Annotated in this window: 33 protein-coding genes; 28 read left to right on the top strand and 5 right to left on the bottom strand. The window is 42.0% G+C overall.

Annotation, left to right across the window (positions count from 1 at the left end; all coding sequences use genetic code 11):
• Nucleotide 1 precedes the first annotated feature (1 nt).
• Nucleotides 2-1,624 (top strand): recombinase family protein, encoded by a 1,623-nt coding sequence (locus BXY41_RS13320; RefSeq protein ID WP_104437341.1) that lies wholly within the window; start codon nucleotides 2-4, stop codon nucleotides 1,622-1,624.
• A 167-nt stretch (nucleotides 1,625-1,791) separates the two neighbouring features.
• On the opposite strand, the gene BXY41_RS13315 is transcribed toward BXY41_RS13320, so the two are convergent.
• From BXY41_RS13315 to BXY41_RS13305, 3 genes are all read right to left on the bottom strand, one after another.
• Nucleotides 1,792-2,877, bottom strand: a complete 1,086-nt coding sequence (locus tag BXY41_RS13315; RefSeq protein ID WP_104437340.1) for a site-specific integrase — start codon at nucleotides 2,875-2,877, stop codon at nucleotides 1,792-1,794.
• A 172-nt stretch (nucleotides 2,878-3,049) separates the two neighbouring features.
• Nucleotides 3,050-3,526: an ImmA/IrrE family metallo-endopeptidase gene (locus BXY41_RS13310; RefSeq protein WP_104437339.1), complete on the bottom strand. Its 477-nt coding sequence runs from the start codon at nucleotides 3,524-3,526 to the stop codon at nucleotides 3,050-3,052.
• Nucleotides 3,527-3,543: 17 nt separating this feature from the next.
• Nucleotides 3,544-3,870 carry a helix-turn-helix domain-containing protein gene (locus BXY41_RS13305; protein WP_104437338.1) on the bottom strand — a complete coding sequence of 109 codons (327 nt, stop codon included), beginning with the start codon at nucleotides 3,868-3,870 and terminating at the stop codon, nucleotides 3,544-3,546.
• Nucleotides 3,871-4,074: 204 nt separating this feature from the next.
• Here BXY41_RS13305 and BXY41_RS13300 point away from each other — a divergent pair, with 204 nt between their 5' ends.
• Entirely contained in the window at nucleotides 4,075-4,269 is a 195-nt protein-coding gene (locus BXY41_RS13300; RefSeq protein WP_104437337.1) for a helix-turn-helix domain-containing protein, read from the top strand.
• A 143-nt stretch (nucleotides 4,270-4,412) separates the two neighbouring features.
• On the opposite strand, the gene BXY41_RS13295 is transcribed toward BXY41_RS13300, so the two are convergent.
• Nucleotides 4,413-4,847, bottom strand: a complete 435-nt coding sequence (locus BXY41_RS13295; RefSeq protein ID WP_104437336.1) for a hypothetical protein — start codon at nucleotides 4,845-4,847, stop codon at nucleotides 4,413-4,415.
• Between the two features lie 181 nt (nucleotides 4,848-5,028).
• Here BXY41_RS13295 and BXY41_RS13290 point away from each other — a divergent pair, with 181 nt between their 5' ends.
• From BXY41_RS13290 to BXY41_RS13190, 23 genes are all read left to right on the top strand, one after another.
• Nucleotides 5,029-5,283 (top strand): hypothetical protein, encoded by a 255-nt coding sequence (locus BXY41_RS13290; protein ID WP_104437335.1) that lies wholly within the window; start codon nucleotides 5,029-5,031, stop codon nucleotides 5,281-5,283.
• Complete coding sequence (locus BXY41_RS26770) at nucleotides 5,280-5,426, top strand: hypothetical protein (protein ID WP_170072358.1); 147 nt, start codon at nucleotides 5,280-5,282, stop codon at nucleotides 5,424-5,426. Before BXY41_RS13290 ends, BXY41_RS26770 begins: the two co-directional genes overlap by 4 nt.
• Nucleotides 5,423-5,653, top strand: a complete 231-nt coding sequence (locus BXY41_RS13285; RefSeq protein ID WP_104437334.1) for a hypothetical protein — start codon at nucleotides 5,423-5,425, stop codon at nucleotides 5,651-5,653. Before BXY41_RS26770 ends, BXY41_RS13285 begins: the two co-directional genes overlap by 4 nt.
• Nucleotides 5,654-5,678: 25 nt before the next feature.
• Nucleotides 5,679-5,930, top strand: coding sequence for a hypothetical protein (locus BXY41_RS13280; protein WP_104437333.1), 252 nt, complete (start codon nucleotides 5,679-5,681; stop codon nucleotides 5,928-5,930).
• Between the two features lie 48 nt (nucleotides 5,931-5,978).
• Nucleotides 5,979-7,901 carry an AAA family ATPase gene (locus BXY41_RS13275; RefSeq protein ID WP_104437332.1) on the top strand — a complete coding sequence of 641 codons (1,923 nt, stop codon included), beginning with the start codon at nucleotides 5,979-5,981 and terminating at the stop codon, nucleotides 7,899-7,901.
• A gap of 2 nt (nucleotides 7,902-7,903) precedes the next feature.
• A complete protein-coding gene (locus BXY41_RS13270; protein WP_104437331.1) occupies nucleotides 7,904-8,821 on the top strand; it encodes a recombinase RecT in 918 nt (305 codons plus the stop codon).
• Nucleotides 8,818-9,486: an MBL fold metallo-hydrolase gene (locus BXY41_RS13265; protein WP_170072356.1), complete on the top strand. Its 669-nt coding sequence runs from the start codon at nucleotides 8,818-8,820 to the stop codon at nucleotides 9,484-9,486. The genes BXY41_RS13270 and BXY41_RS13265 overlap by 4 nt, the downstream gene beginning before the upstream one ends.
• 14 nt (nucleotides 9,487-9,500) lie before the next feature.
• The gene (locus BXY41_RS13260) at nucleotides 9,501-9,932 is read left to right on the top strand and encodes a single-stranded DNA-binding protein (RefSeq protein ID WP_104437329.1); all 432 of its coding nucleotides are present in this window, start codon (nucleotides 9,501-9,503) and stop codon (nucleotides 9,930-9,932) included.
• Between the two features lie 11 nt (nucleotides 9,933-9,943).
• A complete protein-coding gene (locus BXY41_RS13255; protein WP_104437328.1) occupies nucleotides 9,944-10,414 on the top strand; it encodes an ERCC4 domain-containing protein in 471 nt (156 codons plus the stop codon).
• The gene (locus BXY41_RS13250) at nucleotides 10,404-10,895 is read left to right on the top strand and encodes a CHC2 zinc finger domain-containing protein (RefSeq protein ID WP_104437327.1); all 492 of its coding nucleotides are present in this window, start codon (nucleotides 10,404-10,406) and stop codon (nucleotides 10,893-10,895) included. Before BXY41_RS13255 ends, BXY41_RS13250 begins: the two co-directional genes overlap by 11 nt.
• A gap of 1 nt (nucleotide 10,896) precedes the next feature.
• Nucleotides 10,897-12,783: a DUF927 domain-containing protein gene (locus BXY41_RS13245; RefSeq protein ID WP_104437326.1), complete on the top strand. Its 1,887-nt coding sequence runs from the start codon at nucleotides 10,897-10,899 to the stop codon at nucleotides 12,781-12,783.
• Nucleotides 12,784-13,088: 305 nt separating this feature from the next.
• Entirely contained in the window at nucleotides 13,089-13,457 is a 369-nt protein-coding gene (locus BXY41_RS13240; RefSeq protein ID WP_146088578.1) for a hypothetical protein, read from the top strand.
• A 196-nt stretch (nucleotides 13,458-13,653) separates the two neighbouring features.
• A complete protein-coding gene (locus BXY41_RS26765; protein WP_170072354.1) occupies nucleotides 13,654-13,827 on the top strand; it encodes a hypothetical protein in 174 nt (57 codons plus the stop codon).
• Nucleotides 13,828-13,843: 16 nt separating this feature from the next.
• Nucleotides 13,844-14,248: a hypothetical protein gene (locus BXY41_RS13235; protein ID WP_104437324.1), complete on the top strand. Its 405-nt coding sequence runs from the start codon at nucleotides 13,844-13,846 to the stop codon at nucleotides 14,246-14,248.
• Nucleotides 14,248-15,018: a DNA adenine methylase gene (locus BXY41_RS13230; RefSeq protein WP_104437323.1), complete on the top strand. Its 771-nt coding sequence runs from the start codon at nucleotides 14,248-14,250 to the stop codon at nucleotides 15,016-15,018. The genes BXY41_RS13235 and BXY41_RS13230 overlap by 1 nt, the downstream gene beginning before the upstream one ends.
• Nucleotides 15,019-15,118: 100 nt before the next feature.
• Nucleotides 15,119-15,769, top strand: a complete 651-nt coding sequence (locus tag BXY41_RS13225) for a hypothetical protein (RefSeq protein ID WP_104437322.1) — start codon at nucleotides 15,119-15,121, stop codon at nucleotides 15,767-15,769.
• A 62-nt stretch (nucleotides 15,770-15,831) separates the two neighbouring features.
• Entirely contained in the window at nucleotides 15,832-16,188 is a 357-nt protein-coding gene (locus BXY41_RS13220; protein WP_104437321.1) for a hypothetical protein, read from the top strand.
• Entirely contained in the window at nucleotides 16,178-16,654 is a 477-nt protein-coding gene (locus BXY41_RS13215) for a hypothetical protein (RefSeq protein WP_104437320.1), read from the top strand. Before BXY41_RS13220 ends, BXY41_RS13215 begins: the two co-directional genes overlap by 11 nt.
• Nucleotides 16,638-17,129 (top strand): hypothetical protein, encoded by a 492-nt coding sequence (locus BXY41_RS13210; protein ID WP_104437319.1) that lies wholly within the window; start codon nucleotides 16,638-16,640, stop codon nucleotides 17,127-17,129. Before BXY41_RS13215 ends, BXY41_RS13210 begins: the two co-directional genes overlap by 17 nt.
• A gap of 591 nt (nucleotides 17,130-17,720) precedes the next feature.
• Nucleotides 17,721-17,942 carry a hypothetical protein gene (locus BXY41_RS13205; protein WP_104437318.1) on the top strand — a complete coding sequence of 74 codons (222 nt, stop codon included), beginning with the start codon at nucleotides 17,721-17,723 and terminating at the stop codon, nucleotides 17,940-17,942.
• Between the two features lie 71 nt (nucleotides 17,943-18,013).
• Nucleotides 18,014-18,763, top strand: a complete 750-nt coding sequence (gene terS, locus BXY41_RS13200; RefSeq protein ID WP_104437317.1) for a phage terminase small subunit — start codon at nucleotides 18,014-18,016, stop codon at nucleotides 18,761-18,763.
• Nucleotides 18,750-20,114 (top strand): PBSX family phage terminase large subunit, encoded by a 1,365-nt coding sequence (locus BXY41_RS13195; protein WP_104437316.1) that lies wholly within the window; start codon nucleotides 18,750-18,752, stop codon nucleotides 20,112-20,114. The genes terS and BXY41_RS13195 overlap by 14 nt, the downstream gene beginning before the upstream one ends.
• Before the next feature lie 13 nt (nucleotides 20,115-20,127).
• A complete protein-coding gene (locus BXY41_RS13190; protein WP_104437315.1) occupies nucleotides 20,128-20,322 on the top strand; it encodes a hypothetical protein in 195 nt (64 codons plus the stop codon).
• Here the strand turns inward: BXY41_RS13190 and BXY41_RS13185 are convergent.
• On the bottom strand, nucleotides 20,306-20,557 hold the full coding sequence (locus BXY41_RS13185) for a hypothetical protein (RefSeq protein ID WP_104437314.1): 252 nt from the start codon (nucleotides 20,555-20,557) through the stop codon (nucleotides 20,306-20,308). The genes BXY41_RS13190 and BXY41_RS13185 overlap by 17 nt on opposite strands.
• Nucleotides 20,558-20,655: 98 nt before the next feature.
• Between BXY41_RS13185 and BXY41_RS13180 the strand changes: the two genes are divergently transcribed.
• The 3 genes from BXY41_RS13180 (at nucleotide 20,656) to BXY41_RS13165 (ending at nucleotide 24,926) form a co-directional block, all read left to right on the top strand.
• The gene (locus tag BXY41_RS13180; RefSeq protein ID WP_242980198.1) at nucleotides 20,656-22,068 is read left to right on the top strand and encodes a phage portal protein; all 1,413 of its coding nucleotides are present in this window, start codon (nucleotides 20,656-20,658) and stop codon (nucleotides 22,066-22,068) included.
• Nucleotides 22,061-23,815 carry a minor capsid protein gene (locus BXY41_RS13175; protein ID WP_170072352.1) on the top strand — a complete coding sequence of 585 codons (1,755 nt, stop codon included), beginning with the start codon at nucleotides 22,061-22,063 and terminating at the stop codon, nucleotides 23,813-23,815. Before BXY41_RS13180 ends, BXY41_RS13175 begins: the two co-directional genes overlap by 8 nt.
• Before the next feature lie 418 nt (nucleotides 23,816-24,233).
• Nucleotides 24,234-24,926: a DUF4355 domain-containing protein gene (locus tag BXY41_RS13165; RefSeq protein WP_104437312.1), complete on the top strand. Its 693-nt coding sequence runs from the start codon at nucleotides 24,234-24,236 to the stop codon at nucleotides 24,924-24,926.
• The last annotated feature ends 8 nt before the right edge of the window (nucleotides 24,927-24,934 follow it).

The following is a 24,934-nucleotide window of genomic DNA, read 5'->3' as shown; positions in this document are numbered from 1 at the left end:
TATGGCTGAAAGAGTTTATTGTTTATACAGAGTTTCTACCGCCAAGCAGGTAGATCATGATGATCAGAATCAAGCAGATATACCTATGCAGAGAAAAGCCTGCCGTGAATTTGCAGAGCGTATGAGATGGACAATCGTCCGTGAGGAACAGGAGACCGGCGTTTCCGGATTTAAGGTAAGCGCAGCGGATCGAGATAGACTTCAACTTGTTAAAGACCATGCTGAGAAAGGAAAATTTGATATTCTTCTGGTGTTTATGTTTGATAGACTCGGGAGAAAATCTGATGAGACTCCTTTTGTTGTGGAATGGTTTGTAAAGAAGGGTATCAAAGTATGGAGCGTCAATGAAGGTGAACAACGCTTTGAGTCACATACTGACCGTTTAACAAATTACATACGTTTCTGGCAGGCTGATGGTGAAAGTCAAAAAACCTCCATAAGAACCAAAACTGCCCTTGGACAGATGGTTCAGGAAGGTCGCTTCCGCGGTGGCGTAGCGCCATATGGATATCGGCTTGAAAAAAGCGGAGTTATGAACAAGCGTAAGCATGAGGTAAATAAATTGGTGATTGATGATAAAGAGGCTGAAGTAATACGCATGATGTATAGCTTATGTGTATCTTCCGGATATGGACGCTGGCGTATCGCTATGTTTTTAAATGACAAAGGCATAAAAACCCGGAATGGTTCGAACTGGCATGAGTCATCAGTGGGAGCAATTTTGAAGAATGTAACTTATAAAGGAGTGCTCCGAAGCGGAGCTACTTTTTCAGAACCGTTTGAAGAACTGCAAATTATTGATCCTTACACGTTCGACCTGGCTCAAGAGCTGAAAGAAGAACGTGTCAATGAGAAGAAGGAAGAGAGAACCGCTCCGTTGAATACTTCAGGACAGTCACTTTTGTCTGGTAATGTATTTTGTGGTCACTGCGGGGGCCGTCTGGTCTTAACAACCAACGGCAAAGTAGTTAAACTTGCGAATGGTGAAACAAAAGGAGTTAAGCGAATACGATATATCTGTTATAATAAAACAAGACGCCGTCTTGATTGCGATGGTCAGACAGGATATACAATGCATTTACTTGACGATGCTGTTACTCAAGTGCTTCATCAAATTTTTGACCGTATGTCAGTAGTGTCTGACAGCATGATAGTTGGCAACGCACAAGATCGTCACATGGCAGAACTTCGGACAGAAATTAAAAGGATGAAAGCTGAGAATACCAAGGCAAATACGGAATATGAATCATTAAAGGCTGAAGTTGTCAAAGCAGTACAAGGGAAAAGTAAAATGCCCGTGGATGTTCTGTCAGAATTAGTCAATGAAAGCCGTGATAAGGTACTTGCAACCAGTGAGCGACTAACTGCACTTATGGCAGAGCTTGAGCGAGGTAACGAGAAAGCCGTGGAAATGAAAAATGAACTTTCCCGTATTCGCACATGGTCAGAAATTTTTGATGAAAGTAATATGGAAGTTAAGAAAATGATAACCAGTTACATTATAAAACGGGTAAATGTATATAAGGATTATAAACTGGATATTGATTTAAACATGGATATACAGCAATTTCTTAACGGAATTGATAGTATAACCGAGGAAAAGGCTACTACAGTAGCATCGTAAAGTAACACACATTCGCAATAAGCTCTTCACAGCTGAGTATATATATCTTACATATAAAAAATGGTCTTTGGGGGTGCACACCCGACATATCGGGAGAGCGCTTGAATGGCATTCAAGAGGTCATGGGTTCGAATCCCACTATCTCCATCGTAAAAGTCTAGTAAATACTAGGCTTTTTTATTTTTGTGTTGCATTTCGTGTTGCATTGATTCAAAATGTTTTATAGTTACGTCTACATATTTCTGCTCATAATCATTGATTGTACCACGGTAAACCTGCTTTAAGGTTTTATCTGAAGACCATCCCCCACGCTGCATAATATATTGATCTGGTACATTCAGCGCGTGCATGATGGAAGCAGCGTAATGTCTTAAGTCGTGAAAACGAATCTCACCAAGTTTCAGCTTTTTGATGGCTCTTGCAAATCGATTGGATATATTATCGGGAGCTCCAACTTCTACTAACTTCCCTGATTTTGGCAGCATATCAATTACAAACTGAGGCATTATTATTTCTCTGGTACTGGATACTGTTTTTGTGGTTTTTATTGTCCATTCACCTCTTGAGACTCTGACCATTGCCTTGTTTACTGCAATAGTACAGCCATGTACATCATCTGCTGTCAAGGCGCAGATTTCTGATCGTCGAAGAGTACCAAATGCTGCCAGACAGACGGCCTTTAACATTTCATTATCACATTTAAAATGGTCCATGAGAATTTTTATATCTTCGTCAGAAGGGGTATAAGTATTCTTTTTTATTTTTTGCGGTAGCTTTATTCGAATACGTCTTTCCGGATAGTAAAGATCATAGGCAGCCACCAAAAGCCCGTGAGCATTTCTAACGGTTTTGGGAGATTTGTCTATTGAAATTTCATTTATCCATTGCTGGATTATATCGTTCCCTACACGATCAGCTTTTAGTTCAGATATGCTCTTCATCATATTTTCTTTAATGGACTTATATCCATTTATTGTGGTGGGAGAGAGTACGTTACTCTTTGCGGTACAGTAGTCATTTATCATATCACCAATAGTCTTGTTGTAACTCTTTGACTCCAGTTCCTTGTTTGCGGCCCATAGAGCAGCCTCTTTTTCAACCTGCCTTTTTCCCTTCGTAGAAGGATCATCGCTGGTAAAAGATTTATATATTCTTTTGTTTTTGGAAGATCCGTCTGGGAGTAAAGTTGATTCGGTATGACTGTAGATCTGAACTCTCCAGGACCCGGAGGGTAGTTTCTTTGCTGTTGCCATAATATCATTTCCTTTCTATTTTTGGGTATAAAAATAACGCCCCTTGCCAGTGCGCTCAGAAAATGATATAATATAGGTGTCAAAATATCATTTCTTTCCGGAGCGTCCGGTAAGAGAATTTATGTGAAAAGCTCTGGGAGTTCGCAGCTCCTGGGGCTTTTTACATCCTTATTTATTTTGGGTATAGCATTGTATGTATTTGAAGATTTGGCTCGAATTGCAGGAAGTATTTATCTACCATGGTTCCTGTTCCGTATATCTGGCGATAATATTCAAGCGCTTCCTTAAGAGTAGCTTCTGTTACATTGAGATATTCTGCAATATCGTGCGTGTTTTCACAATGAGCCTTAAAAGCATTTATAATTCCCGTTAAACCGATTCTGTCATTAAATCCCCATAGCCTTGCGGCACGCTCTTGCTTTTGATTAGAGGCACTTTTGGTATTTATAATATTGCCAGATGTTGTGTAATAATGTCCTAATTCTTCTGCAAGTACATCCGCTTTTGAAGCAGTGGTCAGAAGATCTGAATTAATAGCTATTGAGCCATCACAGTATAACCCGCGAATGTTTTTACTCTTAAAACTAACGTAATCAATCTTTATATCTTCTTCGTATGCCTTTTGCTCTAGTCTTTCTAAATCGTTCATTCACTGTCCCCGTGTAACTATTTTTTACGTCTGCTTTTTACAAATTCAACGTATTTCATAATTTCTTCCATTTCTTCCTCTGATAGATCTTCGCCATCAAAATGTGCGGCCAGAGTTTCAACCGAAGATAATTCTGCGCTGTAATCCTTGGGTTCTTCACCTGTCATTAAATACTCAACCGTAACGTCAAAATAATCAGCTATTTTTTTCATTTTATCAGCTTTTGGAACGTATCTTCCAGCTTTCCAATTGCTAATAGTCGCAGTAGTTATTCCTGTTTCCTTACATACTCGATAAGGAGTTACGCCTTTTTCTTCACACAGTTTATAAAATATGTCATACATATTGCACCTCTTAAAAATAAGTTTGAAAAATAAGCTAAACCCCATTGACAAGCTTTGAAATCAATGCTATTATATGACCATAGCTTTGATATATAAGCTAAATAAAGTGGAATTAGCTGAGTTTTCTTTATGACTTTGATCGACCTCTTAATTATATTAGAAAACTTAGCTAATGTCAATAGATTTTAGATTGGAGGTGTAGTTTTGTACCAGAAATATGCAGAATTAAGAGACAAGGCGAAGGTAACTGATTACGAGGTTGCAAAGCAGACGGGAGTTGCTACGGCTACTCTGACAAATTGGAAATACGGGAGATACAATCCCAAATTTGATAAGCTCATGGCTTTAGCAAAGTATTTCGAAGTCCCAGTAGAGTATTTTGCTGCTAACAATAATTAGGACTTATAGCAAAAATAAAAGATGAGGTGAGAGAATGTCGGAAGATGAAAGGGTTTTAAAAGAAGTCGAAAAAAGAAACCGCCAAACTGAAAAGACAAACAAGGCAGTTACTGTATTGCTTATTATTCTTGTGCTTGTAAATTTCATGGCGTATTTAGATAAGATAATACTTTTTGTACGTTATGCGCTATCTTATCTAAATTAGCAAGGACTGAAACAAGGATTGCAACAACTGAAATTATATAAGATTTATTTGCTTTAAGTGCAGCTTTAATAGATTTTTGTTCAGCTGCCTTGGAAATTTCCAAAGCTTCTGTCTGTTTTACGGAATCTATGAAAGAAAGCCCCTTAAATGTAACGTATGGCTGGAAGATTCGATTATAGTGCAGCTTACCGTCACTCATGCGGTCAGATTCTAATCCCGTAATAAAATCTTCATTTATGCACTGTTCGAGAATTTGGTCAAAGTCTATTTTGTTGCATTCAGGGAACATTTCCGGCAACGGAATTTCTCCGGAAATTATGGTATTTAAGATTTTAATGGTCATATTTTCATACTCTGCTTTATTAGAAATCAAGACAACATTCTCCTTTGATTGAATTTAATTTCTATTATAAAGAGAACTGAAAAATTTTACAAGAAAGGAATGGTGATACATATAGAATCCAAATTATCATGTAAGTCCTGCCAGTACCGCAATCGCTGTCCAGACTGCAGCCGAAGGTACCCTTGTAAGGATTATAAAAGGAGGGAAATAAGTGCCAAAGTTAAAACTAAGTGATTTTGAACAGAAGAAACTGATTGCCAAAACTACGATCAGAAAGCGCATGGAGCTTAAGCAGATCCGAAACAAGGAAATTGCCAAACGCCTAAATCGTCCAGAGAATACCATAAAGTATCGCTGGCAGCACCCGGAAACATTTAGGCTGGAGGATCTATGGATCATGGTATCCGCCCTAGGGCTGAGTGATCAGGAGATTCTGCAGATTGTTAGAGGTAAGGAGGACGTATGAGATACTATGACAACTTAGACGATTACACCGACACCCGCCCGTCGAAGCTGATGGAGTTTACAAAGCGGATCATGCCGTCAGTGATCTTCCTCAGTGCAATGGCTTTGATGTTTTTAGCAGTTGGTGCGTTGGAGGTGTTATGAAAGAAGATAAGTCAATAGATCAGCAGGATGTAGCAAAAATCCCGTTCATAAGGTTTTTATATGCAGATGAAGAGGGGGTTCGAAAGATTTATGACGCGGACTGGCCAGATCAATTTATAGCTTACTTTGCGGATAAGGAGGTTACGGAAATAGGCGGGTTCTTTATGATGGGTGTACTTTTATCGGTAAAGACCCTGGAAGATGCTATTAAGATATGCAAAGGATAAATTCAGCGAGAGAAGGTGAAATCACATGTACGGCAAATGGAAAGTATCGTCTCAGTATATAGGCGATGAAAAGATCTTTCAGGTCTATCGACTAAGAGATATTAGTAAGGTGGATCATTCTGGCAACCGGGAGTATGCAGGCGAAATTATTTATGATCAAGATGCAGCCTACGCGGTAGCCAAAGGACTTAATGATGGAGAGGGAATAGAGGAATCAATTCCCAAGAAGCAGAAACCCCAGCTGCGGGAACAGCTAGGGAATCAAGGTAACACGTAAACACTTTTCACCCCTATTATACATAGGGCTTAGGAGGATTGCAAGAGAATGAATCTGAGATTAAAGAAAATTTCTATCGAGAATTTCAAGGGAATCACCCAGTTAGTTATTGACTTTCATAATAGGACAACCATTTCCGGTCAGAACGCAACCGGAAAGACAACCATAATGGACGCTTTTACATGGTTGCTTTTTAATAAGGATAGCGAGGGAAAGTCCGATTTTAATATTCGTCCAAATAATCGCCAGGGCGAGCTTATAGACAATCTGGTTATTAAAGTATCAGCCATTTTAGAAGCGGATGGGAAGGATATTCTCCTTTGCAAGAAGCAGGAGCAGAACTGGGTTAAGAAAAAGGGCAGCGAGGTTTCTCAGCTGCAGGGGAACATCAATAAATATGAAATCAATGAAATCCCCAAGGCGGAAAAGGATTACAAAGCTTACATAGATGATTTGATGAATGAGGAATTGTTTAAGTTAATTACCAGTCCCCAGGCGTTCACATCGTTGAAATGGAAAGACCAGAGAACGATTCTTTTAAAATTGGTCTCTGAGGTTACGGATCAGGATGTGATCTCCACCAATCAGAAGTTTTCTCCACTGTCTGAGATTTTGAAAGAGTTCTCTGTAGATGATTTGACAGCTAAAGCAAAGAAAGCGCTGAAAGAACTAAATAATAGGCAGGCGGAGTTACCGGCCAGAATTGACGAAGCCAGCAAAGGTTTGGTACAGGCTGATTTTGCAGAATGTGAGAACCAGAAAGCAGATCTGGAAAAACAAATTAATGATCTGACAGAGCAGGAAAGTAACGCATCCAAAGCCAGTGAGGCACTTACCCAGATTAACAATGCAATTATGCAAAAACAGTTTAATTTGGGGGATTTAAAGCGCAAAGCAAACGAAAAACTGATGGATCAGCGGCGGGAAATTCAGCGGAGAATTGATGATGCCGGATACTCCTTCTCGGATACGATCCGAGAATATGAGAAGACAGAAAGAGAGATTAAACAAAAACAGGAACTTTTGGAGAGTAACCGGTCTTATAGAGAGGTATTGCTTAAAAATCACAAAGAAGTCCAGGCCATGCAGGTTAATGAGGATACCCTATGCTGCCCGATGTGTAAGCAGATGCTTCCGCCAGAGCAGAGAGAGACTAAGCAGGAGGAGTTTAAGTCCAATAAGCAAAAGAGCCTTTCTGACATTGTTAAGAATGGAAAACAGGTTGCGGCAAATATTGAAGCTTTTGAAAAGGAGATTAGCATCCTTAAAGAGAAGTTGGAAACCTGTAAAGCCAATAAGGTGGAGCAGAATAAGCGGAAGACAGCAGCCATGGAAGAGTTGGCTAAATTACCTCAACAAGTGGAGATATCTGGCAGTCTGGAGTATCAGACTATTTCTGCAGAGATTGAAAAATTAGAAAAACAGGCTCAGGAAATGGGAACCGGATCAGGATATCTAAATCAGTTGAGACAGAAGAAGCAGGATCTGGTTACACAGCTTGACAGAGTTAAATCTACGCTTACAGGGAAAGAGAACAATGAGAGAGTGCAGACACGCGTATCAGAACTGCAACAGGAGCAGCGGACCACATCACAGCTGATTGCCGACCAGGAGAAAGAGCTGTTCCTTCTGGAAGAATTCACTAAGGCAAAGATGGACTTGCTTTCTTCACGGATAAACTCAAAATTCAAGTTGGTCAATTTCCGTCTTTTTGAAAATCAGATCAATGGCGGATACAAGGAAACTTGCGAATGCATGGTAAATGGAGTTCCATTCAGCTCCTTGAATGCAGGTCATAGAGTTGTCGCCGGGCTGGATATTATTACAGCGCTACAGGAGATCTATGGCGTGACAGCACCTATATTTATTGATAATGCAGAGTCTGTAAACGATTTTAATATTCCGGATATGGAAGGGCAGCTCATTCTTTTAAAAGTATCAGAAAATAGCACATTGGAAGTGGAGGCGTAAAGATGGGAAACGAAGTTGCAGTGACGCAACCAAAGGGAATAGCAAGCTTCTTATCAAACGATAAAGTCAAAGCAAATATTCTACAGGTGGTTGGACAGAAGAATACAACAAGATTTATTGCAAGTGTGGTATCTGCAGTACAGAATACACCGGCTTTGCAGGAATGTAGCCATAACAGTATTTTAAGTGCAGCGCTTCTGGGGGAGGCCTTGAATCTTTCCCCCAGTCCTCAGCTGGGACAGTTTTATATGGTCCCTTACAAGAAAAAGGATAGAGAGGGTAAAGTTGTTTCCGTAGATGCTCAGTTCCAGCTTGGAGCTAAAGGTTATAAACAGCTGGCAATGCGAACAGGACAGTACAAAGATTTGGATGTTATCTATATCCGTCAGGGTGAGTACCGGGGGCGTGATCGATCAACTGGAAAGCATAAATTTGAATTTATCGAAGATGATGCAATCAGAGAGGAGCTGCCAGTTATCGGTTATCTGGCATACTTTGAACTTCTAAACGGTTTCAGGAAAGAGATCTTCTGGACCAGATCCAAAATGGAGAAGCATGCAGACCAGTATTCGCAGGCCTTTAATCTCAGTGATTTCCACTTGCTCCAGGAAGGGAAGATCTCTAAAAAGGATCTCTGGAAGTATTCTTCCTTCTGGTATAAGAGTTTCGACGAAATGGCAGAAAAGACCATGATCCGGCAGTTAATCAGCAAGTGGGGCATCATGAGTATTGAAATGTCTGACGCATACGAGCAGGACATGGCTGTCATAAGTGAAGACGGTAGTCCTCGTTACATTGACAATGAGACAGTGAATCAGCACGAAGATGATTTAAGTCAGGCAAATACGGTTGATTTTGAGGAAGTGTCAGAGACGGTCGGTAATGAAGCCGTTCAGGAAAATGGTGGTGATCCATTTTGAAATTGACCTGTTTAGGGAGCGGATCGGCAGGAAACTGCTATTTGCTCCACAATGAGACAGAGTGCTTGGTTATTGAAGCAGGGATTCCATTTAAAGAAGTTAAGAGAGCCTTGGGCTTTAATATCAGTAAGATTGTCGGAGTAGTTGTCTCTCATGAGCATGGAGACCATGCAAAGTATCTACATGAGTATATAAAAGTTGGCATTCCCGTCATGGCTCCAAGTATGGGGCATATAACAGGAGCATTATCGGCAATCAGTAAGCCTTTTGCTGTCAGGACATTCCCACTGGTACATGATGCACCGTGTTCTGGTTTTCTGATTGAACACCAGGAAGTTGGAAGGTTGCTTTTTGCGACTGATACTGAGTATATCCGGTATAAATTTAAGAACCTGAATCACATCATGATCGAGTGCAATTACAGCAAAGATCTGTTACGGGAATCATATCATGAGGGCTTACAGGAGCGAATTAAGCTTACGCACATGGAACTTGATATCTGCAAGGATTTTATCCGAGTAAATGAGAACCATGATTTAAAGACGGTCTGCCTAATGCATCTATCTGACCGAACAAGCAATGAAACAGTTTTTCAGAAGGAAGTCCAGGAGTTGGTAGAGTGCCCGGTTTATGTGGCAAATAAAGGAATGGAATATGAACTATAGAGGAGGAATGACATATTAATAGAGTAATTCTAATAGGCAGGTTGACCAGGGATCCGGAGGTCAGATATTCGGATAATGGTCATACCGTTGCCCGCTTTGCTATCGCGGTTGATCGGCGGTTTAAAAGAGAAAATGAGCAAAATTCGGATTTCATAAATACAGTAGCATTTGGAAAGACAGCAGAGTTCGTTGAAAAATATTTCTTTCAGGGAAATAAAATTGTTGTTGAGGGACGAATTCAAACAGGTTCTTATACAAATCAGGATGGGCAAAAAGTTTACACCACAGATGTTGTGGCGGAGCAGGTAGAATTTGGTGAATCTAAGAATTCCAACAATGCAAACGGATCTGCAGATGAATCAAGGCCTGCGCCCAGTAGTGCAATTGGTGACGGATTTATGAATATCCCGGATGGAGTCGAAGACGAAGGTCTTCCATTCAACTAAGGAGGGATCAGATGGTTATACAAATTGATTCCAGAGAAAAGGCCAGGGCAATCCGTAAAATTGTGGATACTTTCGATCAGAAGGGAATACAGCACTTTGTCAGCAAGCTCCATGTCGGGGACTATATGAATTTTGACAATCCAAGACTGATTATAGACCGAAAGCAAAATTTAACCGAGGTCGCATCCAATGTATGCCAAGGACATAGAAGGTTTACTGATGAACTGAAACGGGCGCAGGAAATAGGCGTTAAGGTAATCATATTGGTGGAGCATAGCAACCAGATCAAGAGCATTGACGATGTTCATGAATGGAACAATCCACGCCTGAAAACGTCTTCTAAAGCGGTCACTGGCGAGAAGCTGGAAAAGATCTTAAAGACTATGGAGCGTAAATATAATACCCAGTTTTTATTCTGCGACAAACTACATACTGGTAGCAAGATAATTGAATTACTGGGAGGTGTCTCTGGTGACCGTTGAGGAAATCAAAGATACATATAGCATGAGGGATATTGTGGAGCGCTATGGTTTTCAACCAGACAGGAAGGGGTTTATATCCTGCCCATTCCACCCAGGAGACAGGCAGGCTTCTATGAAGGTCTATGGGCGGGATTATCATTGTCATGCTTGCGGAGCAAATGGAGACATCTTTTCTTTTGTAGAGCAGATGGAAAATATTACCTTCAAGGAGGCGTTTCAGCTCCTTGGGGGAACATATGAAAAACCAACATTCTCCTCCAGGCTAACCATTTACAAGTCCCAGAAGCGTCGGGAAATGCTAAAGAAAGAGCGAGGGAGAGCTGGAATAAAGAGACAGCTCAACTGTATGCTCATAGGCATTTACCGGTCTTATATGGACAGATCAGAGCCTTTCAGTGATATCTGGTGTGATTGTTACAATGCACTGCAGTATCAGCTTTACATACATGCAGAATTAAATGAATTAGAAGCGAGGTGGTAGCATGGTGCCGTTGAATGAGCTCACGGCAGAAACATTATTATCCAACGAGGTACTGACAGAAGTTTTTGACCAAGAAGATGAGCTTTATCGGGCGGAACTTCTTGCTTCCCTTGGCTTAAAGGCTGCGGAACTTAGAGTTAAAACAGAATTTAGAGAAATGGTATCAGCTTATAAAAAGGTTGAAAAGGAAATGAAGCGCCAGGAGCGGGAAAAAGTCAAGGCTCCCTGCTATCTGGAAAACTGGACAAACTTTACCGGCCCTTATGACAACATGCAATGTAAGGAATGGCTTGCAACAGAAACCGGTATCTGCCTCAGAAATCCATCAACAGGGTATACCGATATCCTGGCCTGCTATCACCCCATCCTGCCAATTGAGCGCCTGAAGAACTTAGAGACCGGAGAAGAACAAATAAAGCTGGCATATAAGCGTAATGGTCGGTGGGAAGAGATCATTGTCCCAAAGACCATGGTAACATCAGCCAATAAAATTGTATCGCTGTCAGGTCGCGGAATCGCTGTTACCAGTGAAAATGCTAAGTATCTGGTTCGATATCTGGCAGACGTAGAAAATGCCAATGAGGAGCATATCGCAGTCCAGTACTCCACGTCAAAACTGGGTTGGATCCGGGGTGGATTCCTGCCTTACGATACAGATATTGTCTTCGACGGTGACTCCCGATTTCGGCAGATTTATGAAAGCGTAGGGCAGTCCGGAAGCCGGACAGCGTGGTATGAGCATGTGATAGCGCTGCGTAAAGCCGGAAGAATAGAAGTTAAGTTTTTACTGGCTGCAGCGTTTTCCAGCGTACTGGTGCAGCCACTTGGAGGGCTTCCATACTTTGTGGACCTCTGGGGAGAAACCGAAGGCGGTAAAACCGTATCTCTCATGCTGGCAACTTCTGTTTGGGCAGATCCGGATGAGAATGCTTACATAAAAGATTATAAGGGAACAGAGGTGGGGCTGGAAGCGATATGTGACTTGCTGAATAACCTTCCCCTCATCCTGGACGATTCCAGCAAAAAGAATCGGAAGATCGAAGACAACTTCGAGGGATTGGTATACGATCTTTGTTCTGGCAAGGGAAAAACCCGTTCTAACAAGGAATTGGGGCTGAACCGTGAGAATCACTGGAAGAACTGCATCCTGACGAACGGAGAGCGCCCCTTAAGCTCTTATGTGACCCAGGGCGGAGCAATTAACCGTATTCTTGAAATCGAGTGCGGAGAGCGTGTTTTTGAAAGCCCTGGCAGTACAGCAGAGTTAGTTAAGCGGAATTACGGTCATGCAGGCCGTGAGTTTGTTGAGGTCATAAAGGAGCTGGGAACTGAAAAGATCAGGGAGATACAGCAGGAATTTGCGCGGAAGCTGGCTGATGATGAAAAGATGCAGAAGCAGAGCTTGTCTCTTTCAATCGTATTGACAGCTGATAAAATAGCCACGGATTATCTCTTTAAGGACGGACAGTATATCAGTCTGGAGGAAGCCAAAGAGGTCCTGGTAGACCGGAACGAGCTTTCCGATAATGAACGTTGCTATCAGTTTATCCTGGACAAGGTTGCTATGAACCCAGCGCGGTTTGACATCCAGAATGAAAACGTGGAAAAATGGGGCGTGATTGAGAATGGATTTGCCATCATTTACACGACTGCGTTTACCGCTCTGTGCAAAGAAGGAGGATTTTCAAGAACTTCTTTTCTGTCATGGGCGAACCGGAAAGATCTGATCCAGGCAGAAAGCAGCGGTAAAAAGATGGATAAAATTAAGAGTTTCAAAGGAAACAAAGTACGCTGTGTATTCCTCAAATTGAATGATGATGCGGACAAAGATGGATTTGTTAAGGTAGATCAGTCTAAAAACGGTCAGGAAGAGCTTCCTTTTCACTAAGAGTAACCTTTGAGAGGTTACCGAAGAAAGCTATATTCTATAAGGGCTTGAGGGTGATTTTGGGGTACAGTAACCCAGTAACCTAAAAAATCACACTCCTATATATAGAAAAATAATTTTGAAATATGTGTATTTATTTTAACAATCTTTTATAAAAAATGTCTCGCGCGTAGGGAAATCAAAAAAAGAGGGTTACTGGGTTACTGTTGCTAGAGAACCTATATTCTATAAGGGTTTGAACGGTAACCTATGTCGTTAACAAAAAGGGTTACAGTAACCTGAAATCCGGTTACCGAGGTAATAATATGACAGAACATAGATTAAACGAATATAGGTCCTTGTTAGATTCTTTAAAGCGAAACAAGGAGAACGTGCCTCTTGAAACGCTGAAAACAAAGTACAGGAAATCATATGAGCAGCTTACACAAAGTATTCAGTCCATGACCAGGGAGATCCTTCAGGATGTGGCGCTTGATGGTTTACAGATCGAACGAGCCGAAGCGGATCAGAAGTATCTGGAGATCAATTCAGCAATCAAAAAATCCGGGATCATGAAAAAGGCAAGTCAGGCAGCTTTCATTCAGCAGGATGCAGATCTGGTCCTTGAATATGCCGGTCAGCTGAGGGAAATTGTTCACGGGATTGTGAAGGGGTGTGAAAAGAATGCCGGCTAAAAAGAAAGCCTGTGGGCCTCCACCAGTAGAAACACATATTTGTTCTTACTGCGGCAAGGAGATCCACGGGACCATGTATACATAAAAATCAAGAGACGGACTGAGCTGCACATACATTTTGAGTGTGTGCCAGGAAAAGTGAAGTCATAATATTAAACTTTAGGACTTCGGGAAGTCCTGGGAGAGAGGTGGATGTATGGAAATTGGAGATAGAGTTGTTATGAATGATAAATACAAGGTTGCGGAGATTAATAAAGGGAAAATATTTGAAGTTCGCAGTGAGCCATGGGAATTGTGCGGTACAGAGTGCGTACTGCTGGAAGGATATCGTGGCGGTTATGCAGTAGACGGTCTTACTGTAGTAGATTAGGACTGGAGGATAAAAGATGGCAGAGCAAAATGAAATGTTAAAGATCGTCACTCCTATGATGGAGCATGTATGTGATCACCTGTGCCGGTTCCCTGGGGAGATTGAGCGAAAGGTAGATCTGGAGGAGGTATGCGCTGGTTGTCAGATGGGGAAGTATGTGTGTGATATCTTAAATACATATAACCGGGTGAAACAGGAATGGATACCGGTAGCAGAGAGGTTGCCAGATGTTCCGATTGATACAGAAGATGAACATTGCCCGTATTTCAATGTTACATTCCTTAACGGAGTAGTCAACACACTTCAATTCACTAGTGACGAATGCACCTGGTTTGATGAAGAAGGCAATGTTTACAACGATGTTCTTGCCTGGATGCCTCTTCCGGAGAAATACCAGGAATCTGATAAAGGGGAATATTAATGAAATCATTATTACATTATCCCGGCAGTAAAAAAAGGATAGCTTCCTGGATAATCGAAAATATGCCAGAACATCACAGCTATCTGGATCCGTATTTTGGCGGAGGCGGTATGTTCTTTGAAAAGCCTCCTTCCAAGATCGAGACGGTGAATGACCTTGATGGTGATGTGGTGAATTTCTTCCGGGTAATCCAGAATCCGGAAAGCTGTCAGGAACTTCAGGACTGGCTTACATATACGCCGTATTCCAGACAGGTGTACGATGAATCCTTTACAAAGGAGCCGCAGACGCCGATAGAGCAGGCTGGATACTTTGCAATCAGGTCCATGCAAAGCCATGGCTTCCGGCTGACTGAGAAATGCGGCTGGAAGAAAGATGTACATGGCAGGGAAGCTGCCTATGCAGTCAGGTACTGGAACCGGCTTCCGGAATCACTGGCAGAAATGGCTATCAGGCTGAAAGGCGTACAGATTGAGAATAAGCCGGCACTGGAGCTGATCAGAGCTTTCGATCATGATAACGTTCTGATCTACCTGGATCCGCCTTATGTGCTATCAACTAGAAGCAGGAAGCAGTATAGGTATGAAATGTCTGATCCGGATCATGAGAAACTACTGATGACGGTGATCTTCAGCAAAGCTAAGGTCATGCTTTCCGGATATGACTGTGAACTATACGAAAATTACTTGAAAGGCTGGAGGAAAATACAGATTCCGGCCAGGGCGCAGAATAGTCTTCCGAGGGTGGAGACGTTATGGATGAATTTTTAAATAGTAGTTAGAGAATAACTTTACGAACCTTGATAATAAAATATTGATAGTTGGAGAAAAGTAATATATACTTGACTTAAAATAACAAAAGAGGAAAAATATGGAAAAATGGTTCAGCTGGATTATAAAACATTTGGGCATCGTTACGGCATTATTATTTGTAATAATCATAGGGATTCCAATTATTATACATATTTGCTTTAAAATAAGTGCTCCCTATGAATTTCTTGTTGCAGATTGGGACTCAGGAAGTGTATTGTCATATTATGGATCAGTTTTAGGATTCTTAGGGACTGTAATTTTAAGCATTTTGGCACTTTACCAAAATCAAGAGATTAAGAAAGAAGCTGACAAAAGATCAGAACTACTTGAAAGGACAATACATTCTCCAGAATTAAAATTAAGTTATTTAGCAAGCTATGGAGGAAATTATTCAAACATGCAGTTCGAGTTAGAAAACATATCTAATAACTTAGCTGATAATATTACCGTTGGTGAATTCAAAGTATTTGATAAATCAGGTAATATAATTGATAAACCTAATCAAAATAGCTTATACAAGAGCCATCTTAGCGGAAAAGAGAAATTAACTTTTTCGTTTATTAACGGTAAACTTGATGAATCAAATTTAAAGCTAGAATTTATTATATCATGTGAAGATAAATTTCATAACAATTTACATTATAAGGCAACAATGATTATTGTGAACCCAGATTATTGCTCTTACACGTTGAATTTTGTAAGGATCTAATGTCAAACGCCAACTATCAATATTCGGTAGTTGGTTTTTTATTGCCCAAAAGGAGGGATACATTGAGAAAATCATCAAAAGATTGCAGAGCAGACAGAGCCAGCGTAAACAGTCGCATACAAGCTAAGGCGGATGAAGCTATAAAGGCGCCGCCGGTTATGAGTTTCAGTGCGCAGATGCCAGCTTATACATATACAAGCCTGTGTTCGGATCCGAAGCTGAGGAAAAGACCAGGAGCGAAACCGGAACACCCAGAAGGAATGCAGCCTGCAACAACCGAAATGATATGCCTTATTTGCAGGAAACACTGGCCGTCTGATTGCAAGCGCACGACCTGCGATTGTGAAAGTAAGGGACATTTATTCAGCACAGGAGTTTATTATCAGCGGAAGAAGGGAGGCGGTGTGGTTGACACCTGAAATAGTATTTGCGGTATACGATAAAGGCGATCTGATAGGAGAGCATACTTCTAAGGAGTGGGAGAAACTGCTTTCTATACCACGGCAGGCTATAAGAGATTATGCCCGTGAGGGAAGAACTTATGGAAAACGATATAAATTCAAGATAGTGGGAACGATTACATCCGAGAAGCCAGAGTCCGATCAGAAGGACGTAGGTATTACAATGCGTGAACTGGCAGAGTTTAAGCGGTCTGTGAAAGTCGGGGACAAGTTCACTTACAAGAGTTATCGGAAAGACTTCGTCCGGGGAGTCCGGATTGAATTGGATAAGATGATTGTGGTCAGGAAGTTTTTTCATCTTGTTCAGGTGGCAAGTGTTGCAGATCCGAGTAAGACTGCGACCATGACTTATGCAGAGCTTTATAAGCAGAAAAAGAACAGAACAAAGAAGAAGTTGACAACGGGGGGTGACAGAAATAGATAAAAATATTTTGATTGAGTATTCCGATGCATTGGCCAGAGTAAAACTTCTCAGGGAACAACTACAAAAGAAAGAGGATCACCTGGACAGATTGCGGGAACGGGGGTATCTGGTGGCTGATACTGTGACCAAGGGGAAGAGAGGTAAGAAGCCCCTGGGAACGGCTGTCATTATTGGTTATCCAGTGCCAGAGTCCCAGAGAGCCGCCAAGGCCTATGAAAGGAGTTACGTCATCCTGATGGACGAGGAGCAAATGCTTCTGGAATTAATTAATCAGGTGGAGGAATACATAGCTGGAATTGACAAGGTGGAGATCAGGAACATTATGACTCTGTACTATGTGGAAAATATGAACTGGGTACAGGTGGCGCATAGAATGAATGATCTGTATAAGGATCAGGTCAGCAAAGGGAAGATACGGTGTTACACTGATAGTAGCTGCAGACAGAAGCATGATAGGTTTTTGGAAAAAGATTGAAAATGGCGGTTACGGCGGTTTTTCTGTGATATTATTTAAGATGAGAAATCTGTAAACAGATGAACTCAACCCCCTACGGTTGCCGGGTGTAACAGCCCGGTGACTGATTAATTCCTGATATTCTCCTTTTTGAAAATGCCTGTCTTGGTAACGCCTTGATGGGTGTTTTTGTTTTGTACTGTATAATTCTTTTCCTTTTAGAGATAATATTTATAAATTTAATATTGTCGAAAAGAGGAAAACAATGGATTTTTCAAAATATTGTCCTATTATTTTTTGCCTTATTTTCATCAGAGTAGATATAAAACAGCTTATTATAAATATTTACAATAATTCAGAATCTAGTAATAAAAGAGACCATAAACATAAAAAGAAATAGCGTCATTTAAATTAGCCTTACATAAAAAGCAATTGACATAAGAATGTGTTAATTATAGACGAACACTTGTACATAAAGGATAGTAAACTAGTCTCTCTCCTTTTTTGATAACGCCTGTCGATTTTTAGTTGATGGGTGTTTTCTTCTGCAGGTAAAGGTGATATAATTTGCTTAAATTGAACAATGAATCATACTAAGGAGGTATCGGAATTATGAATCTTAATTTAAAATCTCATAGCAGTGAACCCCATCAAGGATATGGTGCAGGTCCCGGAACAATTGACACCGATACATATGTTTGTCCTTGTGGCAAAGGAGAAGTGATCGTCACACATGACCGGATACCGGGATTTAGAGAATCAGATGTAATGATATTGTGTGATGATTGTAGGGAGAAGTACGGAATGGTTAATAGTTTGAGTGAAATAAAATAATATACTCCAGTAGAGGCGGCCAACCCCGTCTCTTCTTAATATAAAAAACAACACAAGTGAGGTGGTGAGGCTTGGCAAGAGCTCCAGACGAAAGAATTAAACAGGCAAAGGCTTTATATCTAAAAGGTATGAAATTAGTTGAGATTGCAAGTCAACTAAATCTCCCAGAGGGAACTGTCCGAAGATGGAAGTCAACTCATAAATGGGATAACGAACGTTCGGATAAAAATAGCGAGCGTTCGCATAAGAAGGGACCACCGATAGGAAATAAGAATGCCCTCGGCAATGATGGTGGAGCCCCAAAAGAGAATAAGAATGCAGTTAAAACAGGAGAGTTTGAGACTCTCTTTTTTGATGCCTTGGAAGAAGACGAGAAGAAGCTCATAAGCATGGTTCAGCTTGATAAGGAGCAACTTCTTCTGCAAGAGATCCAGCTTCTCACAGTCCGTGAACGGCGAATGCTCAAACGGATTGAGGATATAAAGCAGGCAGCTGCCGATCAGACAGAACGCAAAGCTTCAGGCATGACCGCTGTTAAGTTCAAGTCCAGCACAGAAGAAGACTCCACAGAGTACACCGGAGCTTTGGGACAGATCCAGGCGGTAGAAGATGCCCTCACAAGGGTGCAGGCCCGTAAACAGAAAGCCATTGATTCCCTTCACCGGTACGGCTTTGATGATGCCCGCCTTGAACTGGAGATCATGAAGGTTGAACTGGAAGCATTGAAACGGGATCCGTCAGATCAGGACATTGAGGACGATGGTTTTATGGATGCCATGAACAGCGAAGCTGCTGAGATCTGGGGTGATGCTGATGAATGAAAGACTGCAAGCCTTAAAAACAAGGATTGAGAAGTTAAAACAGAAATGTAGCCTATCCACTAAGCTACAGGTATTTAAGTTTCAGCCCTTTTCCCTCAAACAGAAGAAGGTTCTTACATGGTGGTGCGATACCTCTCCGGTCAAGGATAAAGATGGAATCATAGCCGACGGTGCGATCCGATCCGGAAAGACGGTCTGTATGTCATTATCGTTCATCATGTGGGCAATGCAGCGGTTTAAAGGTCAGAACTTCGCCATGTGTGGTAAGACGATCGGATCCTTTCGGAGAAACGTTCTCTTCTGGTTAAAGCTGATGCTTAAGAGCCGAGGCTACCGTGTTGTGGATCACAGATCTGACAATCTGGTGGAGATCAGCCGGGGAAAGGTTACGAACTACTTTTACATATTTGGTGGAAAGGACGAACGTTCCCAGGATCTCATTCAGGGTATCACGCTGGCCGGTGTGTTCTTCGATGAAGTAGCTCTGATGCCGGAATCCTTTGTCAATCAGGCAACCGGCCGTTGTTCCGTTGATGGATCAAAGTACTGGTTTAACTGCAACCCTGACGGACCGTATCACTGGTTTAAAACGAACTGGATTGATGAAGCCAAGAAAAAGAATCTGATCGTCCTCCATTTTACCATGGAAGATAACTTAAGCCTGTCAGAGCAGATTAAGGCCAGATACCGGAGCATGTACTCCGGAGTTTTCTATAAACGATACATACTGGGCTTATGGGCTATGGCAGAAGGTATCATCTATGACATGTTTGATATTGATCGGCATGTAAAGAAAGTGGTGGACTTCGCCCGGCTCCTGATTGATGGTGGACGATATGTCAGTATTGACTACGGTACGCAGAATGCAATGGTATTTCTTCTCTGGAACAAAGGAATTGATAAGAAGTGGTATTGCACCAGGGAGTATTACTATTCTGGCCGTGATAAGGGAAAGCAGAAAGCAGATTCCCAGTATGCGGATGATCTGGAGAAATGGCTGGAGGGAACTCCGGTTAAAGCCATCATTGTGGATCCTTCGGCAGCTTCTTTCATAACAGAGCTTAATAACCGGGGATATAAGACCATGAAAGCGGACAATGATGTGGAGGACGGGATCCGGCTGGTTTCCACACTCCTGAACACAGAAAAGATCGCATTTAGTCAGTCCTGTATCAATACGATCAAAGAGTTTGCCTCCTACATCTGGGATCCCAAGGCTGCAGATCGGGGAGAAGATAAGCCAATAAAGCAGCACGATCACGCTATGGATGCAGTCAGATACTTCTGTTATACGATACTTAATAACAAAACGATCAAGATCCGGAGCAAGTCTGCTTACGGATTCAATTAAGGGGGTGAGAGGTATGAATGTTGAAAAACATATTCGTGAGAAAGAACGACTTAACCAGGCATTAAATGGAAAGCTAGATCTTTTAACAATTTCGATGAAGGCTTTATTTAAAGAATACAATATAGATTTAATGCCTGGTGTGGCTTTTGATGTATGCCGTCATGTTATCGAAGAATTGCATTTGGATAGACTTAATCTTCCAGAGTAGTGACAGTGATAGCAGGAACCAGCATTTTGGGCTCATTGCGTTCAGAATGCCATTTCATGATGTGATAATTAAAGTCAGCTAATTCAGCCATCGTTGTTCTTAAATTTTTCCAAGATTCCATATCCATAACTGCTTTGCACTGAGGGCAGCAAGGTGGATTTTCGGCTGAGCTTTTTTGAAAATCAGATTGGAACATACAGCCACAGGAACAAGAAATTGTTGCTTTTGGATGCATCTAATTTTCCCCCTTTCTTTTGTATTAGGCCCTGACAAGAGCCTGTATGTACAGTATAAGGGCGTAAACTGGAAAATTCAACCAATAACAGAAAGAAGGTGATAACCACGTACATATACACAATGCCCAGGGAGTCCTGGGACGAACTAAGCCCCGATAAACAGGCAATTCGCACGCTGATTGTAAAGCACCGCAGGGAAGCAGCCAGACTCCGAAAACTTATGAAGTATTATGAGGGGCAGCATAAAATATTATCGGAAGACCGTAAAACAAAGCTGGTATGTAATCATGCGAAGGATATTGCAGATACAGCCAGCTCTTACTTTATCGGGAATTCTGTATCCTACAAAAGCAAAGATGATATAGCAATTCTGACAGATGCCTTTGAGCAGGCAGGAGCTGATGAGGCAGACGGAGATAATGGCCTGGATCTTTCTGTGTATGGCAGAACTTATGAGTACATCTACCCAGAAGAAGGAGAAACGGATCTTACAATAAAGAGCCTGTCTCCGGAAAATACCTTCATGGTATACGATGATACGATAGAGCAGAAGGAGCTCTTCGCAGTTTACTACTACGCCAGGAAAGATGATTCCGACAAAAAGAGAACCACCTTTATTGCCACGGTACTGACGGCACATTACAAATATGTCCTTAACATTGATGATATTACCGGCCCGCAGGCGCTCATGGAGGATCCTACCCCTCATTACTTTGAGGAAGTCCCGATTATAGAATACTTAAACAACAAACTGGCTATCGGTGACTTTGAACTACAGATTCCGCTGATCGATGCCTACAATGCCCTGATGTCTGACCGTATCACAGACAAGGAACAGTTTATTGATTCAATCCTTGCTATTTACGGAGCAATGCTTGGAGATCCGGAAGCAAAGGACGAAGACGGGAAGACTGCTAAAGACAAGGTAAAACGGGATAAGCTTCTGGAACTTCCTGCAGATGCAAAGGCGGAGTATTTGACCAGGACTTTTGATGAAACAGGCGTGGAAGTCCTTAAGAAGGCGATTGAGCAGGATATTCATAAGTTTTCCCATATCCCCTGCATGACTGATGAAAGCTTTGGCGGGAACATATCCGGTGTAGCTATGGAGTTTAAGCTCCTGGGAATGGAGAATATCACAAAGATTAAGACCAGGTACTACAAGAAGGGACTAAGAAAGCGGATCCGCCTTTTCTCCGGCTGGCTCCAAAAGAGTAAGGCTGTGAACGTAGATATATCCGGTATCGTTCCAACATTCACAAGGGCGCTACCAAGGAACCTCCTGGAGATCAGCCAGATTGTTTCAAATCTTTGGGGAAAGGTTGGGAAGAAAACGCTTCTTTCACAGATCCCGTTTGTTGATAATGTGGAAGAGGAGATGGCGGCGGTTGATAAAGAAGCAGAGGAAGCCGTAAAGCAGCAGAAAGAGATTTTCGGTATAGGCAGCAATCCTCCTCCGGACGAGGATCCGCCAGAGAATAAGAAAAAGGCCGGTGCTGTGAATGAGTAACCTTTCCTACTGGGAGAAGCGAAAAGCCTGGGAGATGTTTCGCTACATGGAACAGGCAGAAAAAGCAGCGGAGGAAATATCAAGGCTTTACTTAAAAAGTTCCCGGCACATAAGCCTGGAGCTGGATGAGATCTTTGAACGGTATCAGAAAAAGCACAAGCTGTCTGAGAAGGAGGCATACAGACTTCTAAACTCCATGAAGGATAAAACTTCCCTTGATGAATTAAAAGCAGCTTTACGGTCAGGCGGTAGTGATAAAACAAAAGCGGAGATCTTGGCAGAGTTAGAGAGCCCGGCATATCAGGCAAGGCTGGAACGGTTGCAGCAGCTACAAAACCAGTTGGATCTGACCATGCAAAACGTCTACCAGCAGGAGAAAGTAAAAAGCACCAGCCACTATATCGATCTTGCCAATGAAGCCTATTACCGGTCTATTTTTGGCATACAGCAGCGCACCGGTTTGAACTTTGGCTTCAATCTGATATCACCTGCAGCCGTTGAGCGGGTGGTAAATAGTAAGTGGTCTGGTGCTAACTATTCCGCAAGGATCTGGAGTAATACAAAAGCCTTAGCGCAGGATTTGAAAGAAGAGTTGCTCCTTAGTCTCATCACAGGCCGGACGGATCGTGAAACTGCTGATATCATAGCGAATAAGTTTGCGGCAGGAGCCAGTCAGGCAAGGAGACTTGTCAGAACAGAAAGCTGTAATCTTGCCAATCAGATGGAGATGGCTTCCTATGAGGAGTGTGGGATTGAGTATTACATTTATGTTGCCACACTGGATTTAAGGACTTCCTCCATTTGCAGGAGCCTGGACGGAAAGCGTTTCAAGGTATCAGAACAGCAGCCAGGGATTAATTGCCCGCCTATGCACCCGTGGTGCAGATCAACAACCATTTGCGATATAGGAGACGAAGAACTTTCACAGATGAAGCGCAGGGCAAGGGATCCGGTTTCCGGAAAGACCAATACAGTACCTACCAACATGACATATGAAGAATGGTACGGAAAGAATGTCAAGGGAAAACCGGAAGCAGAGTTTAATGAAAAGATGATCCGAAACCGATCAGCAGACAGGCGTCAGTTTGAACGGTATAAGGAGATACTTGGAGAAGAGGCTCCTAAAACACTGGATTCTTTCCAAAAGGTAAAATATGCTGATACAGATGAATACGGCATATTAAAAGCCCAGTACAAAGGAATGTCTTACTACAGCAAAGCAATTGAAAGCGAACCGGAGATAACCAATCAGGTTAAGATAATCGCGGAAGCTGCAGGAATGGATAGCCTGGGACTGGAATATCGGATCAAGACAAAAGAGTCTTTCCTTGAAAAGATTAGAAAGAATTATGATCCAGGAGGAAATGAATATGAAATCAAAGATATAATTCGTTATACTTTGGGAGCAGATCCCGAGCGTTTAACGGAAAAGACACTGCTTGCCATTGAAAAATTTGAAAACCAAGGCTATAATACAGTTAGAATTAAAAACACATGGCATCCGGATAGTTCCTACAACGGAATAAATACTTTCATTAAATCACCAGGTGGTCAGACTTTTGAAATGCAGTATCACACTCGGGAAAGCTTTGATCTGAAAAACGGTGAGTTACACAAGCTATATGAGAGACAAAGAAAGATTTTAGATGATGAGTCGGAAGAATACTTAGAGCTTGATGATCAGATGATTGAACTTTCAAGCAGATTAACTTTTCCTAAAAATGTTGAAAGGGTGAAAAATAAGTGAGTTATTATGTTTTAAATGATTATGAGCATAGAGGGACCCTTATTCGTTCCGAAGGTCGCAAGAGTTTTAAGTATGATAAAGAAAGAGGCTGGGTGAGAACTGGCATTATGGCACAGTTTAGATTTCCTGACAGCCCAGTGTATGATTCATATTATGAAGTGACCGAAGAACAAGCAAGCAAAATAATGGAACAGAAATGATACCATCGGTGAGTAAATTGACCGATGGTATTTTTGTACCCAAAAGTTGCGATATCGCAACAGAAAGGAGGTGATCCACAATCTCCCTCTGGGCGGCGGGGTGAAGCCTCCTACTGAACGATACAGCTTAGAAGCACGCAGGTAATCCTGGGTGTTATTTTTTATGTTTAAGCAACGGTCCGGGCAGAAGAACGGGACGGGGCGGAAAGGAAGATAAGATGAGAAAAAAGAGTTTATACCCTATTAATTTACATTTCTTTGGTCATGATGGTGACGGAGCCGGCGCTGCAGGTGGCGAAGGCAGCGGAACAGGTGAACCGGGAAAAGAAGGATCTGGCGAAGGTGGTGCTGGTGGAGATGGATCAGGAAAAGAACAGGATCCTCCCAAAACAAAAACCTTTGATGAGATCCTGAAAGAAGGAAGCTATCAGGCGGAGTTTGACCGCCGTGTGCAGAAAGCCCTGGGAACAGCCAAGGAAAAATGGTCTGCGCTGATGGACGATAAGCTGTCCGAGGCGGAGAAGCTTTCCAAGATGAACAAAGAGGAAAAGACTGAGTACATGCGCCAGAAGCAGGAGAAAGAACTACTGGACCGTGAATCTGCTATCACACGCCGTGAGCTTATGGCAGAAGCAAAGAACACCCTGGCAGAGAAGAAGCTTCCAGTAGAGCTTGCGGAAGTCCTCAATTATACAGATGCTGATTCCTGCAATAAATCCATTACAGCAATTGAAACAGCTTTCCAGAAAGCCTTGGAAGCAGGAATTCAGGAGCGGCTGAAAGGTGGAACACCAATTAAAAAGGCTACTCAGACAGCTGCTTACACTAAAGAACAGGTAGCAACTATGACCCCAGAAGAAATCAATGAAAACTGGGAAGCAATTTCCAATTCCATGAAAGATTGGAAATAATCATGAAA

Origin of the sequence: Lacrimispora xylanisolvens, assembly GCF_002934545.1 — a bacterium.
Classification (GTDB): Bacteria; Bacillota; Clostridia; order Lachnospirales; family Lachnospiraceae; genus Lacrimispora; species Lacrimispora xylanisolvens.
Note: the sequence above shows the minus strand (reverse complement) of the source record. Positions and strands in the feature narration are given on the sequence as shown.